16 protein-coding genes are annotated in these 16,786 nt (G+C 70.8%); 11 read left to right on the top strand and 5 right to left on the bottom strand.

Annotated features, from left to right (window positions below):
- On the bottom strand, positions 1-803 hold an 803-nt coding region (locus AHIS1636_RS02165; RefSeq protein WP_264794159.1), incomplete at its 3' end, for an AMP-binding protein.
- A 253-nt stretch (positions 804-1,056) separates the two neighbouring features.
- Between AHIS1636_RS02165 and AHIS1636_RS02160 the strand changes: the two genes are divergently transcribed.
- The 3 genes from AHIS1636_RS02160 to AHIS1636_RS02150 are packed head-to-tail and all read left to right on the top strand — an operon-like array spanning position 1,057 to position 4,257.
- Positions 1,057-2,742 carry a hypothetical protein gene (locus AHIS1636_RS02160; protein ID WP_264794158.1) on the top strand — a complete coding sequence of 562 codons (1,686 nt, stop codon included), beginning with the start codon at positions 1,057-1,059 and terminating at the stop codon, positions 2,740-2,742.
- Positions 2,729-3,553 carry an endonuclease III gene (gene nth / locus AHIS1636_RS02155; RefSeq protein WP_264794157.1) on the top strand — a complete coding sequence of 275 codons (825 nt, stop codon included), beginning with the start codon at positions 2,729-2,731 and terminating at the stop codon, positions 3,551-3,553. Before AHIS1636_RS02160 ends, nth begins: the two co-directional genes overlap by 14 nt.
- Positions 3,550-4,257 (top strand): NUDIX hydrolase, encoded by a 708-nt coding sequence (locus AHIS1636_RS02150; protein ID WP_264794156.1) that lies wholly within the window; start codon positions 3,550-3,552, stop codon positions 4,255-4,257. The genes nth and AHIS1636_RS02150 overlap by 4 nt, the downstream gene beginning before the upstream one ends.
- Here the strand turns inward: AHIS1636_RS02150 and AHIS1636_RS02145 are convergent.
- Both AHIS1636_RS02145 and AHIS1636_RS02140 read right to left on the bottom strand, forming a co-directional pair.
- Positions 4,145-5,641 carry a WXG100-like domain-containing protein gene (locus AHIS1636_RS02145; RefSeq protein ID WP_264794155.1) on the bottom strand — a complete coding sequence of 499 codons (1,497 nt, stop codon included), beginning with the start codon at positions 5,639-5,641 and terminating at the stop codon, positions 4,145-4,147. The two genes, AHIS1636_RS02150 and AHIS1636_RS02145, sit on opposite strands and share 113 nt — an antisense overlap.
- A gap of 101 nt (positions 5,642-5,742) precedes the next feature.
- Complete coding sequence (locus AHIS1636_RS02140; RefSeq protein ID WP_264794154.1) at positions 5,743-7,422, bottom strand: bifunctional 3'-5' exonuclease/DNA polymerase; 1,680 nt, start codon at positions 7,420-7,422, stop codon at positions 5,743-5,745.
- Positions 7,423-7,541: 119 nt separating this feature from the next.
- On the opposite strand from AHIS1636_RS02140, the gene ssd reads away from it, so the two are divergent.
- From ssd to AHIS1636_RS02105, 7 genes are all read left to right on the top strand, one after another.
- Positions 7,542-8,651 (top strand): septum site-determining protein Ssd, encoded by a 1,110-nt coding sequence (ssd, locus tag AHIS1636_RS02135; RefSeq protein ID WP_264794153.1) that lies wholly within the window; start codon positions 7,542-7,544, stop codon positions 8,649-8,651.
- Positions 8,652-8,654: 3 nt separating this feature from the next.
- Positions 8,655-9,866: a TadA family conjugal transfer-associated ATPase gene (locus tag AHIS1636_RS02130; protein WP_373875765.1), complete on the top strand. Its 1,212-nt coding sequence runs from the start codon at positions 8,655-8,657 to the stop codon at positions 9,864-9,866.
- Positions 9,863-10,639: a hypothetical protein gene (locus AHIS1636_RS02125; protein WP_264794152.1), complete on the top strand. Its 777-nt coding sequence runs from the start codon at positions 9,863-9,865 to the stop codon at positions 10,637-10,639. The genes AHIS1636_RS02130 and AHIS1636_RS02125 overlap by 4 nt, the downstream gene beginning before the upstream one ends.
- A gap of 5 nt (positions 10,640-10,644) precedes the next feature.
- Positions 10,645-11,229 (top strand): type II secretion system F family protein, encoded by a 585-nt coding sequence (locus AHIS1636_RS02120; protein ID WP_264794151.1) that lies wholly within the window; start codon positions 10,645-10,647, stop codon positions 11,227-11,229.
- A 135-nt stretch (positions 11,230-11,364) separates the two neighbouring features.
- Complete coding sequence (locus AHIS1636_RS02115) at positions 11,365-11,655, top strand: DUF4244 domain-containing protein (RefSeq protein ID WP_373875764.1); 291 nt, start codon at positions 11,365-11,367, stop codon at positions 11,653-11,655.
- A 5-nt stretch (positions 11,656-11,660) separates the two neighbouring features.
- Positions 11,661-12,095: a TadE family protein gene (locus tag AHIS1636_RS02110; protein ID WP_264794149.1), complete on the top strand. Its 435-nt coding sequence runs from the start codon at positions 11,661-11,663 to the stop codon at positions 12,093-12,095.
- Positions 12,092-12,505, top strand: a complete 414-nt coding sequence (locus tag AHIS1636_RS02105; protein WP_264794148.1) for an Rv3654c family TadE-like protein — start codon at positions 12,092-12,094, stop codon at positions 12,503-12,505. Before AHIS1636_RS02110 ends, AHIS1636_RS02105 begins: the two co-directional genes overlap by 4 nt.
- Positions 12,506-12,584: 79 nt before the next feature.
- Here AHIS1636_RS02105 and sftH read toward each other — a convergent pair whose 3' ends face one another.
- Both sftH and AHIS1636_RS02095 read right to left on the bottom strand, forming a co-directional pair.
- Positions 12,585-14,927 (bottom strand): DEAD/DEAH box helicase, encoded by a 2,343-nt coding sequence (sftH, locus tag AHIS1636_RS02100; protein ID WP_264794146.1) that lies wholly within the window; start codon positions 14,925-14,927, stop codon positions 12,585-12,587.
- Positions 14,928-15,065: 138 nt separating this feature from the next.
- Positions 15,066-15,740: a GNAT family N-acetyltransferase gene (locus AHIS1636_RS02095; protein ID WP_264794145.1), complete on the bottom strand. Its 675-nt coding sequence runs from the start codon at positions 15,738-15,740 to the stop codon at positions 15,066-15,068.
- A 97-nt stretch (positions 15,741-15,837) separates the two neighbouring features.
- Here AHIS1636_RS02095 and trhO point away from each other — a divergent pair, with 97 nt between their 5' ends.
- Positions 15,838-16,731: an oxygen-dependent tRNA uridine(34) hydroxylase TrhO gene (gene trhO, locus AHIS1636_RS02090; RefSeq protein ID WP_264794144.1), complete on the top strand. Its 894-nt coding sequence runs from the start codon at positions 15,838-15,840 to the stop codon at positions 16,729-16,731.
- Positions 16,732-16,786 lie beyond the last annotated feature (55 nt).

Below are 16,786 nucleotides of genomic sequence, written 5' to 3'. Positions count from 1 at the left end.
TCCGAGTCGTGCGGGACCGGGGAATGCTCGGCCGGGGCGCTCTCCACCACGTCGTCCCACCACTGGTCGCGGCCCTCGTGCCAGTCCACCGGTTCGCCGTTGCGCTTCACGACGACGACGTTGCCCACGCTGTGCCCCTCGGCCTCCAGCGCAGCGTCCACCGCGTTCTTCAACGGGCTCGGCTTGCCCCTGCGGTAGGTGCCGTCCGCCGTGACGACGAGCTTGGCTTCCGCATCGTCGATGCGGCTGCGCAGCGCGTCCGCGGAGAACCCGCCGAACACCACCGAGTGGATGGCACCGATCCGCGCGCAGGCCAGCATCGTGATGACGGCCTCGGGAATCATCGGAAGGTAGACGGCCACGCGATCTCCCTTGCCCACCCCGAGTGACTCGAAGGCATTGGCCGCCTTCTTGACCTCGTCGGTCAGCTGCGCGTACGTGTAGGTCCGGGTGTCGCCTGGCTCACCCTCGAAGTAGATGGCCACCCGGTCGCCCAGGCCGTTCTCGACATGGCGGTCCAGCGCGTTGTAGGCAGCGTTGAGGGTGCCGCCGACGAACCACTTCGCGAAGGGTGCCTCGGACCAGTCCAGCGTCTGGGTGAAATCCGTGTCCCACGTCAACAGCTCGCGGGCCTGCTTGGCCCAGAACGCCACGCGGTCGGCGTCCGCTTCCGCGTAGATGTCAGCGTGGACGACCGCGTTGGCGGCGAACTCCTCACTGGGTGCGAACTTCCGGTTCTCCTGGAGGAGGTTCTCCAGGGCATCGCTCTTGGCTGCGGACGAGGCACCGTTGGCTTCAGACATTCGAAGACCTTTCGTGTTGCGGCTTGCATGGCCTGCCGATGGCAGCGGCTGCCATCCGTGTCGATTATCACACTAGCGCGTGCCTCCGACGCCAGTGTGCCCCGTCACATTCGGCGATGTAAAAGGCTGCAAATCTGCGCCGAACGGTCAGATCGGGTTCGGCGCGCTGCCGCGGTTCGGCTAGTGAAGGCCCACATCGTTGACTACGCTGAAATCAGCTGGCTCTGGTGGCCGAAACGAACGGAGATAGACGATGACTGATCCTGCCGTGACCAACCGCGACGGCGTGGGAGAGGCGGTGGCAGGCCCCTTCACGATGCGCGACATCACCGTGGCGCTGTCGGTAGTCCTGCTGTTCCTCGCGTCGGTGCTGCCCGCGGGGGTATTCCGGGGAATTGTTTTCAACATGTGGAACTCCGGCGGGCTCTTCCAGCTCGGCCTCAGCATCCTGCTGCCGGTCATCGTGCTGGTTCTGTTCGCCATCCGCAGGCTGGCCCCGAAGACCAAGCTGCGGATCGGGTCCCTGTCCGTGGACCAGTTCGCCTCCGTGGTGGCGTGCTTCAACGCCGCCTATTACTTCCTCGAGCTGGTTTCGGGGCTCAAGCCCGTGTCCATCATCGGCTTCGTCGGCGGTCTGGGCCTGCTGGCCGCGACCGTCTGCGCCCGTTGGATTCCGCAGTTCCGGGCAGACTTCGTGGGACGGCCGGAGACCACGGCGCACCCGGTGGCCCGCGACGCCGTCGAGCCGCGGCCGAAGGCGGCCAAGCCCAAGGCCGCCACGGCCCCGGCAGCCCGGGCGGGCCAGGCGGCCGGCGGTGCTTCAGCCGGAGCAACAGCAAACGCAGCCGGCGGGCCGGCGGGGCACAGCGCCTTCGCTTCAGCCGCCGAAGGGACCCGCCCTGGAGCCGGGGAGCGGCAGGGCAGCACCGCCGTCGAGGCAAAGAGCGGATCCGCAGGTGCTGCCGGCCTGTCCCGGGGGGACCAGGCCAAAGATGCTTCCGTTTCCTCCCCGGCAGCGGGGTCGAAGGCCGGAGCTGCAGTCGCCGGAGCGGCCGGAGCCGCCGGAGCCGCCGGAGCCGGAGCGGGCTCCGCGGCCTCGGCAGGCACCCCGGGGGCCGGAGCAGCGGCCGGAACCGGGACGCAGCGCCCGTCAGGCACTTCCGCCTCGTCGCGCACGGCGGGAGCAGGGGCCGCCGGGGCGGACCGCCTCGGTGAGGGCCATCGGGTGACGGCGCCGACGGGGGCGGCTGCGAAATCTCCCGCCGCGTCGGACGATGAGGCGGCACCTGGCGCAGCCGACGGCGAAGCCGTGGGAATCCCGGTCTCGGATGACGAGGCTGTTGCCGCAGCGGGCCGTTCCGCCCGGGAAAGCAGCGCGGCGGCCTCGGCCGAGGCCGCAAAGGAATCCACCCCGCCCGCCGAGCTTGGTGCCAAAACCGAGGCGAACAGCATCGCCGGCGCCGGCTCACGCGGCCCCGATGCCGCCAAGGGCCAGCCCGATGCCGCGCTCTCCGCGGCCGGCGGCACCGGCCGGACCGCTGCGGAGACCGAGCGCGCCGCGCACGAGCAGGACCGCGCCCCGCAGGAACAGGACCGCGCCCAGCGGGAGGAACGCGCAGAGGAGGCAACGGCGTCGTACCCCAGGACCGCGGCAATGGGCTCGGTGGCTGCGGGCAGCACGACGGCCTCGGCCACGCCGATCAGCGCCACGCGCGAGCACTACGAAGAGCCGGAAGAGGAGGTCACGTACGAGGCCTTCTGGTTCGCCGTCGGCCGGACCCGCCCCGTGTTCGATGAGAACACCGGCCAGGTGGCGTTCACCCTGGAACCCGGGGCCTGGATCCTGGCCCTGCAGGACCGCGGCGATGAGTTCCTGGTCCAGCACACGGACGGGCGCGTCGGGGTGCTTCGGGACCTGACGAACATTGAGCGTGCCTGAGCGGACCGCGCGCAGGCCGCGCAGGACCGGCGCGGAAGAGACGCCGCTGGCGCTCAAGCGCCGCGCGCGGCGGATCAACAAGATCCTCGCCGAACAGTACCCGTACGCGGTCGCGGAGCTGGACTTCCGCAACCCCTTCGAACTGGTCGTGGCGACGGTCCTGTCCGCGCAGACGACGGACGTCCGCGTGAACGCGACGACGCCGGCCCTGTTCGCCCGCTATCCGGATGCCAGGGCTATGGCCGAGGCGGACGAGGCGGAACTGCAGGAGATGATCCGGCCCACCGGGTTCTTCCGCGCGAAAGCCCAGAGCCTGCTGGCGCTCTCGAACCGGATCGTCGACGAGTACAACGGGGAGGTCCCCGGCCGGCTCGAGGACCTCGTCACGCTGGCCGGAGTGGGCCGCAAGACGGCGAACGTGGTGCTGGGCAACGCCTTCGGAATCCCGGGCATCACGGTGGATACCCATTTCGGCCGGCTCGCCAGGCGCTTTGGCTGGACGTCCTCCACCGATGCGGTCAAGGTCGAATTCGACGTGGCCGAATTGTTCGAGCCCAAGGACTGGACCATGCTGTCGCACCGCGTGGTGTTCCACGGCCGCAGGGTCTGCCATGCGAAGAAGCCGGCCTGCGGTGCCTGCGCCGTGGCCGACCTTTGCCCGTCCTTCGGCGAGGGGGAGGTCGATCCGGACAAAGCGGCCAAACTCCTGAAGTACGAGCTGGCTCCCGGGCGGGAGGAACTGCTGGCCCGGATGCGCACCGGGCAGACACGGGCCGAACTGCGGGCCGCCGGTTTTAAGCTGGATGCATGAGTGCCAAGGCGGATCTTGAAAAGCTGGTGAGCGTGCCGCTCCACGAACGGCTGTCGGTCCGCGACCGGGAGCGCTGGTACAACGTCGAACTGGACGAGGACGAAGCCAGGACGGCTGCCGTCCTGATGCTCTTCGGAGCCCTGGACGACACGCCCGCCGAGTTCCATCACTCCGTCGTGCCGGACGATCTGGACCTGCTGTTCATCGAGCGGGCGGCGACGCTGTCCTCGCACCCGGGCCAGGTGGCGTTCCCCGGCGGCGGAATCGACCCGGACGACGACGGACCGGTGGCGGCAGCGCTCCGGGAAGCGGTCGAGGAAACCGGCCTGGATGCCGGCGGCGTCGAGGTCCTCGGCACGCTGCCCGAGATCCCGCTCTCCGTCAGCAACTTCCTCGTGACGCCTGTCCTCGCGTGGTGGACGTCGCCGTCGCCCGTCTCCGTGGTGGATTTCGCGGAATCGGCGCAGGTCTTCCGGGTCCCGGTCGCCGACCTGCTCGATCCGCAGAACCGGCGGACGGCGGTCGTGAAGCGCGGCGGCCACGTCTTCAAGAGCCCCTGCTTCCTCGTCCACGGCGTGACGGTCTGGGGCTTCACCGCGATCCTGCTGAGCCATCTTTTTGACGACCTGGGGTGGACAATGCCCTGGGACGCGTCGCGAGAAATCCCCGCTCCGCTGCGTCCCGCCCGACCGGCCGGGGAGTAACGCCGAGCTTCAGCCGCAACCGCGCCGGCATGACGATCGTTGCCGGCGTGATCGAGGGTAGGGCAGGCGCGGCGGCCGCGCGGAGGAACCCGTCCTCCGATGCCGTTCGTCCCGCATCCTGGAGCCGGCCGTGCTGTCGGCCGGCGCCCACGGCGACAATCGAAAACCTGGACCCGAAGTCCAGGTTGCGGATGACCCTCCCGGTGAAGGACGAGCGCGCGGCGATTCCGGAGCCCGCGCCGCCTGAGGCCCGTTCCAAGCCGGTCTTGGCCGCCTTGGCCAGCCCGTGCGACAGGATGCCGGCCGGTCCCGAGGCGGCAAAGGACAGGGCGTAGTCACCGCCCGTGCGCGCCGATTCGACGGCCCGGCCGACGGGCGTAGGTCCGCTGAGCCCGCCCAGCCGGATCACCGTTTGCCGCCTCCCGGCGGCAAACGGCAGGACCGCCGTCCGCAGGCTCTTGGGCAGGCTGCCGGCCAGCGCCGATCCGGAGGTGCGCAGCAGCTGCCGCGCGATGCCCGCGTCGGCGGCGAAACGATCGGTGACCAGCTGAAAGACCCGGACCGCAGCCAGGAACCGGCCGGCCGCCGCGGCATTTGCGAGCACGGCCCCGATTCCCGCGCTGAGCACGGACACGAGGACCGAGACACCGACGGACACGGCGACGTCGCGCACGAAGGACTCGATTTCGGCCGCCAGCTGGGCGTGGGTGTCTTCGACCGTCTCCGCCATCTGCGTGCAGCCGGCGGCGAGGGCACGGCACGCCTCGGCAATGTCCAGGCTGCCGCGGTGGAGCTGGCCGTGGTGCTCTTCGAGCAGCGCGATGTCCGCGGAGCGCTGGCCGGCAAGCGGCGAGGTGGCCGAGGACAGAGCCCGGTCCGCTTCCGCCTCAAGTTCGGCGGCGACATAGGACCAGGCGGCGGCCGTGGCGCGCATGGCCGCGGCATCGCCCGACGGCCAGGCCCGGCCGGCGGCGTCCGCGACCACCTGGCCGAATTCCGGCATCAGCGGGATCCGGCCCCCTACCGCGGACACGGCCTGCGGCGGGCACACCGAGGCGACCGGTTCCGGCGGGACTTCGTACGGTACCGGCGCCCCGCCGGACAACTGCTCGGTGAAGGCGTAAAGCGAAGCCGCCACCCGGGTGTGGAATCCGGCCGAGGCGTAGGCGGCCGACAGCTGGTCCAGCGCGCCCAGGATGCCGGCCGCGGCGTCGTCGTAGGCCTCGCCCCATGCCAAGGCCTCGGTTTCCCAGCCGGACATGCCGGCAGCTGCGGCCGACCTGGCGACGGCGTCCCGCCGCAGCGCGGCCAGGTCCGCGGCAGCGCCCTCAGCCGACGCGGCCGACGCGTCCAGGGCCTCGGTGTCGATCGTCAGGACTGCCATTCTCCTCCTCCGCCGCACGGCCTTCCCGGCCGTCCTGGGGACGAGGCTATGCGACGCCGCCGGCGGCGGCCACGGCCCGTCCGCGGGCTGTGGAAAAGCCGCTACTTGGCCTCGGCATAGGAGTCGACGGCCGCGATGCTGACGGGGAACTCGACGGGAATACGCCCGAACATGAGCCGGGTCGCATCCGCCGCCGCTTCCGCCACGAGGGCGCAGGCGGCGTCGGCCTGGTCCTGCCGCACATGCAGGACCACCTCGTCATGCAGGAAGAACACCAGTTCCCCGATGAAGGTGCCGGACGCCGCGGAGGCGCGCAGCCGCCGCCGTACTTCCGCCAGCCAGCACAGGGCCCACTCCGCCGCCGTCGACTGCACGATGAAGTTGCGCGTGAAACGGCCCCGGCTGCGCGCGGCCGCATCCGCCCGCCGCTGTTCCTCCGCGGTCGCGCTGAGCTGGGCGCGCCGCCATGCCGGCGAGGGCTCAGGGCAGCCCCGGCCCAGATGGCTGCTGACCACTTCTCCGGCCTCGCCGGCCCGGGCCGCGCGCTCGACGGTCGCGAGGGCCCGGGGATACGTCCGGGCGAGCTGCGGCACCAGGCGGCCGGATTCGCCCGTCGTCGCCCCGTACATCGCGCCCAGCATGGCCACCTTGGCCTTGGCACGGTCACCGCCGAACCCGACGTCGGCGATGCCCTGGTAGAGGTCCCGCCCCCGGGCGGCCGCCGCCAGCGCATCGTCCCGGGCCAGCGCGGCGAGGATGCGCGGCTCCAGCTGCGAGGCGTCGGCCACCACCAGCCGGTGGCCCTCGTCCGCACGCGCCGCGTCCCGGACCTGCTGCGGGATCTGGAGGCCGCCGCCGCCCCGCGAAGCCCACCGCCCCGTCACGACCCCGCCGACCACGTACTCGGTCCGGAACCGTCCCTCGCCGGCCCAGGACTCCAGCCATTCCCAGCCGTTGGCGGAGGCAAGCCGGGCGAGCTTTTTGTATTCCAGCAGCGGACCGATCGCCGGGTGGCGGTGTTCCCGCAGCTCCCAGGAGCGCGTGCTCCGCACTTCGATGTCCGCCCGGTGCAGGGCGCGCAGCAGCTCCTGGGGCGAATCCGGGTTGAACGCGGGGACCCCGAGCAGCCGGTACAGTTCCCGGGCGAGCGAGTCCAGCCGGGCCGGTCGTTGGCCCGGCCGCGGACGCGGGCCGAGCAGCCGGGTGAGGATCTCTTCGTGCACATCGCGGCGCCAGGGCAGGCCCGCCCGTTCCATTTCGGCGGCGACCAGGGCGCCCGCGGATTCGGCCGCCACGAGGAGCTGGAGCCTCTCCCGGCGGGGCGAACCGGCGACCGCGGCCAGCTGGTCCTGCAGCTCCTGCAGCACCGCCCCGATGGTCGCCGACGGCGGCTGCTGGTCGAAGAGCGTGAATTGGTCCTGTTCGTCGTCCCGGTGCGGCTGCTCCGCCGGCCGGCGCCCGCTGTCGGCTCGCAGGGCCCGGATGTAGCCGGTGTCCGCCGCGTACTGCGACAGGACGAGCAGCTCCCGGGTTAGGGACAGGTCGTGGCAGCGTTCGACCGTGGTTCCGGCGCGAAGCAGCGGCAGGTAGCTCCTGCGGGTCCCCTCCCAGACCCAGCGCAGGGACGGCTCCTCCAGCGCCGCCACGGCGGCGGGAAGGTCCGCTGAACTAACGACGGCGGCCGGTGCCGCGGGCGCGCCGGTAGCGTCCGCGCGTTGCAGCAGGAAGGAGGGTTCGCGGGCGGCGCCGCCGTCGCCGGAGGGGCCAGTCGCTAGGACCATGTACACCCAGCCATTTTCGCCGATGGCGGCCGGTGGCTTGTCCTCCACAGGCTGACGGCCGTCCACAGCGGACGCACCGGCGGTTCCGCCGGCGCCCGCGGAGGGGCAGGTTGGTGGTTATGCAGACGGAAAGTTTGGCGGCACGGCACTGGACACCGCGGCATGACGGAGCCGAGGTGCTGCTGGTGACCGCATCGGCGCGACTGCGCGATGAAGTGGCCCGGGTTGCGGCGGCGGCCGGCGTGGACGTCAGCCTGCTTGAGGTCCACGATGCCGGGCACATACCAGAAGGCAGCGTGGTGGTGCTCGGCAGCGACGCCGCCGCGAGGCTGCCCCGGCTGGCGGCGGACGTGATCGTCGCCGGTTTCCCGGACGAATCCACGCTCCTGTGGGAACAGGCGGCTGCAGCGTCGGCGCATCGGGTGGCCGTGCTGCCCGAGGCCGCGGGTTGGCTGGCCGAGTACCTTAGCCGCAGCAGGCACGGTGACGCCCGCGGCACGGTGGTCGCGGTGTTGGGAACCAACGGCGGCCTCGGCTGCTCAACGCTGGCCGGCTGGCTCGCCGCGGACGCCGCCGCCCGAGGACGCACGACCCTGCTGGTGGACACGGACCAGCTGGGCGGAGGGTTGGAAGCCGGTCTGGGATGGGAACAGGCCGAAGGACTGCGCTGGCCGGATCTCGCCGGGGTGCGGGGCTCGGTCAACCCCGGCCAGCTGCGCGCCTCGCTGCCTGCTGCCCACGGCTTCTCCCTGCTCGGCTGGGGCCGCAGCGGGGGAGCGGTGGACATTCCCCGGCAGGCCGTGACGGAGGTCATGACAGGCGCGGCGGCCGGTTTCGACCTGGTCATTGTCGACGCCGGCCGGGTCCGCGCCGAAGCGGGCAGCTGGCTGGCCGTGGCGGACCGGGCGGTGCTGCTCATGCCGGCGGGTGCCCGCGGGATTGCGGCTGCTGCTGCGGCGGCCGGCTTCCTGCGTCCGGTCCCGACCAGCGCGGTGGTCCGCGGCCCGTTGCCGGCCGGTATGGACGAAGACCTGGCCGCCGAGCAGGCCGGGGTGGAACTTGCGGGCTACCTGCCGCGGCTGCGCGGTATGGCTGCCGCCGAAGACCGCGGCAGGCTGCTGGAGAAGGCCGCGCACCGCAGCGTCCGCCGCCTGCTGCGGCGTCTGGGCCCGGCCGTCTCGCCGGCTGTTCCGCCGGCCGTTTCGCCGGCCGTGACGAGAGCGGGCTGAGCGGTGGACTTTCGGACGGGAACGCATGGGCGGCGGGCCGCCCGAGCCCCGCTGGGGACCCCGCTGGACCTGAGCGCCTTCCGCGACGCAGTGCTGTCGGACCCGTCGCCGGTTACGGGAGCCCGGGTAGCCGCAGCGGTCCAGACGAGCGGCCAGGTCCTTGGGACGGCAGCTGTGCTGGATGCCGTCGAAACGCTCAACGCGGACCTGCGCGGCCTGGGTCCGCTGCAGCGGCTGGCGCAGGAAGGCGGAGTCACGGACATCCTCGTCAACGGGCCGGAGGACGTGTGGACGGACGGGACGGCAGGGCTGCGGCGGAGCGACGTGGTGTTCGGTAGCGACGCCGAGGTCCGGGCCCTGGCCGCCCGGCTGGTGACGGCCGGAGGACGCCGGCTCGATGACAGCAGCCCCTGCGTGGACGTGCGTCTCGAGGGCTACCGCGTCCACGCGGTCCTTCCGCCGGTCTCCACCCGGGGGACCCTGCTCTCGATCAGGATCCGGCGCCCGCGGGTCTTCACCCTTGCCGAACTGCTCAAGCAGACGCCGGCCTGGATCCCGTACCTTGAGGCTGTCGTCGGCAGCCGGTTGAGTTTCCTGGTCAGCGGCGCCACCGGATCCGGCAAGACCACGCTGCTGTCCGCGATGCTCGGGTTGGCGTCCGTCCACGAGCGGCTGGTCCTGGTCGAGGACGCGGCCGAACTGAACCCGGACCATCCGCACGTGATCGGACTGCAGAGCCGGCACAGCAATGTGGAGGGCAGCGGCTCCGTCGACCTGGGCGAACTGGTCAGGCAGGCGCTGCGGATGCGGCCGGACCGGCTGGTGGTCGGAGAATGCCGCGGCGCCGAAGTGCGCGACTTCCTGGCCGCCATGAATACCGGGCACGCCGGGGCCGGCGGCACCGTCCACGCCAATTCCGCGGCCGGAGTGCCGGCCCGCCTGGCGGCGATGGGCGCGCTGGCCGGGCTGTCGCCGGAGGCCGTGGCACTGCAGGCCGGCAGCGCCCTGGACCTGGTCATCCACCTGGAGCGGACAGAGGGCGGGCGGGGAGTCGCCGAGCTGGCCCTCATCCGCTGCACGGCGGCGGGATCACTGGAGACGGTACCTGCACTGTGCATGGACGGCGGCGTCCTGCGGGCGGGACCGGGCTGGACCGCGCTGCGGGTACAGCTGGCACGGTCGGGCTATTCCCTGCCGGAGGACGAGGCGGCATGAACGGGCTGGCGGTTTTCCTGCTGTGCCTCGCGGCCGCCCTGCTGGTCGGCGTGCAGGGGACCGTCCTGCGCCGGGAGCGGCGGCGGAGGCGCAACCGCACGCGGGGCGCGAACAGCAAGGCATATGCGGACTGCCTGCACGAACTGCCGATGTTCGTCCGGCAACTGGCCGCATTGCTGCGTTCGGGCAGCACTCCCGCACGGATGTGGGACGAAGCGGGCCGGCTCTACGGCACGGGAGGCGAAGGCGTGGCTGGCCCGGCGGGGCCGGACGCCGGCGCTCCGGAAACCCTGCGCCAGATCGCGCTTTCCGCCCTGCTGCGGCCTGGCATCCGCGCTGCCGGCCAGGCCGCCGGCTTGGGACTGAGCGTTGCTGCCGCGCTCCGGCACGTCAAGCTTCCCGCAGGCGTGCCCCCGGAGGCCAGCGCAATGACCGTGCGGCTCTGGCGGGATCTCGGCGCGTGCTGGGACGCAGCGGAACAGACGGGTGCGCCGCTGGCACTGCTGCTGGAGAACTACGCGCACCACCTGCAGCACCAGCTCGATGCGGCAGCTGCCCGCAGGACGGCGCTGGCAGGACCTCGGGCGACGACCACGCTGCTGGGCTGGCTCCCGCTGCTCGGGCTCGGCCTCGGAATGGCGATGGGGGCTGATCCGCTGGGCATCCTCCTGGGGGCGCCCTCGGGATGGCTTATCCTCGGTGTCGGGCTGGCCCTGCTGGCGGGCGGCCGTCACTGGTCCCGGCGGCTCGTCGACGCCGCGGCCCGGGAGTAGTCCGGATGCTGACGGCACTTGCGGCAGCACTGCTGGCACTCACCGGCTTCTTGCTGCTGGACCCGCCCGGATCTCGTGGCAGGCCCCTGCGCGTGTCCGGGCCGGAAGCAGGCCGTAGGGCGACGCCACGGCTTTCCGGTGCGGGGGAACGGGCGGATGCACCGCTGCCGGACCCGGCGCTCATGCTGGATCTGCTGGCCGCCATGTTCCGGGCCGGCACCTCGCTGCCGGCGGCGGTACGGACGCTCGCCAGGGCGGCCGAAGGAGACGGGCGGATGCGGCTGGAAAAGGTCGCCTCGGCTCTGCAGCTGGGGACGGAATGGGGGAGCGCGTGGGCGCTCGCAGGCGACGACGAAGACCTGGCCCGGATCCGCGAGGCGCTGACTTTCGGCGCGGCGACCGGGGCGCCGGCTGCTGAGATCCTCCATGCCCAGGCCGAACAGCTCCGGCGGCGGCGCAGGCAGGAGGCCGAGCGCCGCGCGGCGGCCCTGGGCACCAAGCTGGTGCTGCCGCTGGGCCTGTGCGCCCTTCCCTCCTTCGTCGCCCTCGGCATCGTGCCGGTCCTGATCTCGCTGCTGCCCCGGCTTTGACCCGCGCGAGTCATCCTCCACAACAGCGGCGGATGGGGCGGATATCCACCTCGGCGAAGAGCGCACTGATCGTCCTGATCCCCATCCGGAAAGCTCATGGATACCGCAACACCGCGGCAAACCACAGGAGGAAAAATGTCATCAACACCATCGCTGGCACCCCGCCCCGCAGGCTCTGCGGCCGAACCGGAGACCGCCGCCGGCCGGGACGCGGACATCATTGAGTTTCCGGCGGCCCCTGCCGAAAGGGCGCAGCGCAGGTGGCGGGACCTGGCCGGTTCCGAGGCGGGGATGGCCACTGCCGAGTACGCCATCGCCACGTTGGCAGCCGTGGCTTTCGCCGGGCTGCTGGTACTGATCCTGCGCAGCGGCGAAGTGCGGGGGCTGCTGATGAACCTCGTTGAGCTGGCCCTGACGGCAGTGTGAGCACCATGGTCCGGCTTTCAGCCCTGCACCCGCGCAGGGCATTCCGCCTGGCGGCGCAGCAGCCGCTGCCGCTGGAGGTCTCCAGTGAACGAGGTTCGGTGACTGCCGAAACGGCGATCGTGCTTCCGGCAGTGGTGGCGGTGCTGGCCATGCTGCTGGCGGGAGCGACGGCCGGATCAACCCAGCTCCAGCTCGAGAAGGCTGCACAAACCGCGGCGCGCCAGCTGGCCCGGGGCGAGTCCGGAGCTGACGCCGCCTCGGCCGTACGGCGTATTGCCGGGCCGCGGGCGGCGCTGGCATCCGGGAACGCGGGCGGGTGGGTCACTGTCGAGGTCAGCGCGGCCGTGCCCGGCCCCTGGGCCGGCGCCGGAGGGTGGAGGCTGAGCGCCGAGGCCTCGGCTCCGGCGGAACCGCACGCCGGCAGCGGGACAGTCCCATGAACCGCGGGCTGACCAGCTGCCGGCCTCCCGGGAACCGGAAGGATCTCGGCGCAGGCACGGTCCTGGCTGCCGGGATCGCCATCCTGCTGTGCCTGCTGCTGGCAGCCGTGGCGATGGCGGTGCAGGCGGGAGCGGCATCGTCCCGGGCAGCGAAGACGGCCGACCTGGCCGCGCTGGCGGCTGCCGATGCCGCACGCGGGCTGATCAGCGGCGAACCGTGTTTGCGGGCGGCGGAAGTCGCCCGCAAACACGGGGCCGCGCTGGAGGAATGCCGCAGGATCGGGCCGTCCGGGCACATTGTGGACGTCGACGTTGCCGTTCCGCTGCGGCTGCTCGGCTGGCTCGATGTACCCTGGCGGGAAGCCAAAGGCGTCAGCAGGGCCGGCCCGCCGCCGGGGCGCGGGCCGTGAGCGCTCCCGCGGGCCATTCGTGCCAATGCAGGTTGTCCGGGTCGGCGCCGCTCAGGGTTCCGGCACGGGCCGTGAGCGCCTAGGAGACGGGCTGTTCGAGGGGCGTCCTGGCGGCGTGCAGGAGGGCGTCGAGGAGGATGACGGCTCCGGCCTTGTCCAGCGGATTGTTCTTGTTGCCGCACTTGGGCGACTGGACGCACGAGGGGCAGCCCGAGTCGCACTCACAGGCTTCGATGGCGTCGCGGGTGGCCGAGAGCCAGGTGCGTGCGGCGTCATAGCCTCGCTCGGCGAAGCCCGCCCCGCCCGGGTGCCCGTCGTAGACGAAGATGGTCGGCTTGCCGGTATCGGCATGCAGCGCGGTCGAAACCCCGCCGATGTCCCAGCGGTCGCTCGATGCGACGAGCGGCAGCAGGCCGATGCCGGCGTGTTCGGCGGCATGGAGGGCCCCCGGTATCCGCGCGGCGGTCAGGCCGGCGGCGGCCAGATCCGGCTCATCGATGGTGAACCAGACGGCCTTCGTGAACAGCTCGCGCGACGGCAGCTCCAAGGGTTCTTCGCCGAGGATCTCATTCGAAATGAAGGCCTTGCGCTGGAAGGAGATGACCTTCGTGGTGACTTTGACGTCGCCGAAGCAGGCACGGACGGAGCCCCAGTCCTCGCCGCGCAGTTCTCCCAGCACCTCGATCTGCGTGACGTCCCGTGCCTGTGTGTAGTAGTCCGGGTTGGACCGCGTGACCATGGCGCAGTGGTCCTGTTCGTTCAGTTCCTCGACCAGGTAGGTCGTCCCCTGATGAACATAGATGGCTCCGGTATGGGCCTGGTAGTGGGACTGGGGCGAGTCCATGGTCCCGAGCAGCGTGCCGGATTCGCTCTCGACGATGCTGATCGGGCCGCCCCCGTCGGCCCGGAGATTGACCATGGCCGCGGCACTTTCGGCATGCGTCCAGAACCAGCCCGCCGGACGCCGGCGCAGGAAGCCGTCCGCTGTCAGTTCGTCGACCAGCCCGGCGGCGGACGGGCCGAAGAGTTCGAGGTCGTCTACGGTCAGCGGAAGCTCCTGGGCGGCGGCGCACAGGTGCGGGCCCAGGACATAGGGGTTGGAGGGATCGAAGACCGTGGCCTCGACGGAGACGTCGAAGACTGCCTCCGGATGGTGGACCAGGTAGGTGTCGAGCGGGTCGTCGCTGGCGACGAAGGCGGCAAGTGCGTCCTGGCCGGCCCGCCCCGCGCGTCCGATCTGCTGGAACAGCGATGCGCGGGTCCCCGGCCAGCCGGCGACGAGCACCGCGTCCAGTCCGGAGATGTCGATTCCCAGTTCCAGCGCGGACGTGCTGGAGACACCGAGGAGCTGGCCGGAGCGCAGTTTGGCTTCCAGCTCCCGCCGCTCCTCGGGCATGTATCCGGAGCGGTAGGCGGCGATCCGCCCGGGCAGGGAGGGGTGCACCTCCTCGAGCATCCGTTTGGTGATGCTGGAGATGGTTTCCGCGCCACGCCGCGACTTGATGAAGGCAATCGTGCGGACCCGCGCCGACACAAGGTTGGCCAGCAGGTCGGCCGTCTCCGCGACCACGGTTCGGCGCTCGCGGGCGCCGTTTTCCCCCTTGAGGTCCGTCAGCTGCGGTTCCCAGAAGGCGACCGTGGTGCTGCCGTGCGGGGAACAGTCGTCCGTGACGCTGCCGGCCGGTGCGCCGATAAGCCGGCTGAAGGAAGCCGCGGGCTCACCGGCCGTGGCGGAGGCGCCGATGAACACCGGGTCGGCTCCGTAGCTCGCGCAGACCCGGCGCAACCGACGCATCAGGTTCGCCACGTGGGAGCCGAAGACCCCGCGGTAGCTGTGGGCTTCGTCGACGACGACGAACTTCAGGCGGCGGAAGAACCGCGCCCACCAGGTGTGGTTGGGCAGGATGCCGAAGTGCAGCATGTCCGGATTCGCGAGCACGAAATTGGCATGGTCCCGGATCCAGCGCCGCGCACCCGGGTCGGTGTCGCCGTCGTACGTCTCGGCGCGGACGGTCGGCAGCTTGAGGGATTTCACCGCCGCGAGTTGGTCGGCCGCGAGTGCCTTGGTCGGTGCCAGGTAGAGGACAGTGGCGCCGGTGGGTTCCAGCCGGGCCTGGTCCTCGAGGGCCGTGCGGTGGATGGCATCCAGCGCGGGCAGCTGGTAGGCGAGCGACTTTCCCGACGCAGTGCCGGTGGCGATGATCGTGTGCCGCCCGGCATGGACCTGCGTGGCCGCCTGGAGCTGGTGCCGCCACGGCTGCGCGACACCCAGGGATGCGTAGGCCTCAACAACGTCCGGGTGCACCCAGTCCGGCCAAGGATCGTGGACCGCTTCGCGTGCCGGCACCTCACGCACGTGCATCAGCTGTTCCGGATCGGCGCCGGAACCGAGCAACGGAATCAGCGAATCATGCAGGGCCACCACAGCATTGTTTCATCCTCATGCGGCAACCGCAGGATCGCGCTTCCAGCGGGGGACGAGCCCGTTACGGTACTGACGGGCGATGCGGAGATTGGCGGCCGGGGCGACCTGGATTATCCGGGCCGGCCAGCCGGCGGTTCAGGCAGCGTCCGTGGGCTTGAGGATCATGACGTCGCAGACGGTATCCCAGCCCAGGTGCTGGTACAGCATGCGGCCGTCGTGCGATGCGATGAGCAGGCCTGTGTCGACAATGTGCTCGAAGGCCGACGCCGCCAGGGCGCGCATGATGTGGGTCGCGAGGCCGCGGCGCCGGAACTTCTCGTTCGTTTCAATGTGGTCGAAGACGGCCACGCCGTCCACGACGGCCATGACGCCGTGGGCCGCTTCCTCCTCGCCGAACATGACGCGGGCACGGTGCACGTTGCCGTCCCGGTCGATCTCCGTCTTGAACTCCGGATCGCGGTACCAGGGATCCTCGGCGTCCTGGTCGGACATGTTCGTGACCATCATGGACTGGTCGTAGTGGTGCACCCGAAGGCCGTGCTGCGGGGCCAGAGCCTTGAACCGCTCGGGTTCGCGCGTCAGGACGGTGAAGATGCGCTTGGGCGACGCGATGGTGTTCCTGGCCAATTCGGCGAATTCCTCGTCGCCCGGCTCGTAGGCGAAAAACTCCCAGTCACCCGTCTTGTCCGAGAGGACGATGGCCGGATGGCCCGCCTCCTCGGCTGCCGTGTAGCCGCGGCAGGCCGACCAGCCGGCGACCCAGGCCGGGAGCAAGTTATCGGGTGCGTCTGCAGTGAAATCGAGGCCCATAGGATGACAGTACCTAACCTCGGGCACTCTGGATATGCACCGGTGATCAGGTGCGTTCACAATCTGTGGTTTGGTGCCGCGTCGTAACCTTAAAGGCGTGGCTCTTAACCGAATTGTGCTTTACTACGCCTTCGTCCCGCTTCCTGACCCCGAGGCCGTGCGTCTCTGGCAGCGGGCGCTGTGCGAAAAGCTCGGGCTCACCGGGCGGATCCTGATTTCCAAAGACGGCATCAACGGAACCGTCGGCGGTGAAATCAACGCGGTCAAGCAGTACGTCAAGACCACCCGCGAGTACCAGGCCTTCCGCGGCATGGACGTGAAGTGGTCGGACGGCGGCGCCGAGGACTTCCCGCGGCTCAGCGTCAAGGTCCGCGATGAAATCGTGTCCTTCGGTGCCCCGGGCGAGCTGAAGGTGGACGAGAACGGCGTGGTCGGCGGCGGCACCCATCTTCGCCCGGAGGAACTGCACGAGCTCGTTGAGTCGAAGGGACAGGCAGGGGAAGAGGTCGTTTTCTTCGACGGCCGGAACGCCTTCGAATCCCGGATCGGCAAATTCCGCAACGCGGTCGTGCCCGACGTCGCCACCACCCATGACTTCATCCGCGAACTCGACTCCGGCAAGTACGACGGGCTGAAAGACAAGCCCGTGGTCACCTACTGCACCGGTGGCATCCGCTGCGAGGTGCTTTCCTCGCTGATGGTCAACCGCGGCTTCCAGGAGGTCTACCAGCTCGACGGCGGGATCGTCCGGTACGGCGAAGAGTACGGGGACAAAGGTTTGTGGGAGGGCTCGCTCTACGTCTTCGACAAGAGGATGCATCTGGAGTTCTCGCCGGAAGCCAAGACGATCGGCGAGTGCGTGCGCTGCCAAGCCCCCACGAGCAAGTTCGAGAACTGCTCCAACCAGAGCTGCCGGAACCTCACGCTGTACTGCGCCGACTGCGCCGCGAACCCCGAGACCCTGCGTTGCCCGGATGGCTGCGCCGCATAACTCCTATGGACTGGGTCGGGCTCGCCGCGAGTGTCGGATAGTGCGACGTGGACTT

This window comes from Arthrobacter mangrovi, assembly GCF_026011795.1.
Taxonomy (GTDB): domain Bacteria; phylum Actinomycetota; class Actinomycetes; order Actinomycetales; family Micrococcaceae; genus Crystallibacter; species Crystallibacter mangrovi.
The sequence above is the reverse complement of the archived record's forward strand: the minus strand, read 5'-3'. Positions and strand labels throughout refer to the sequence as shown.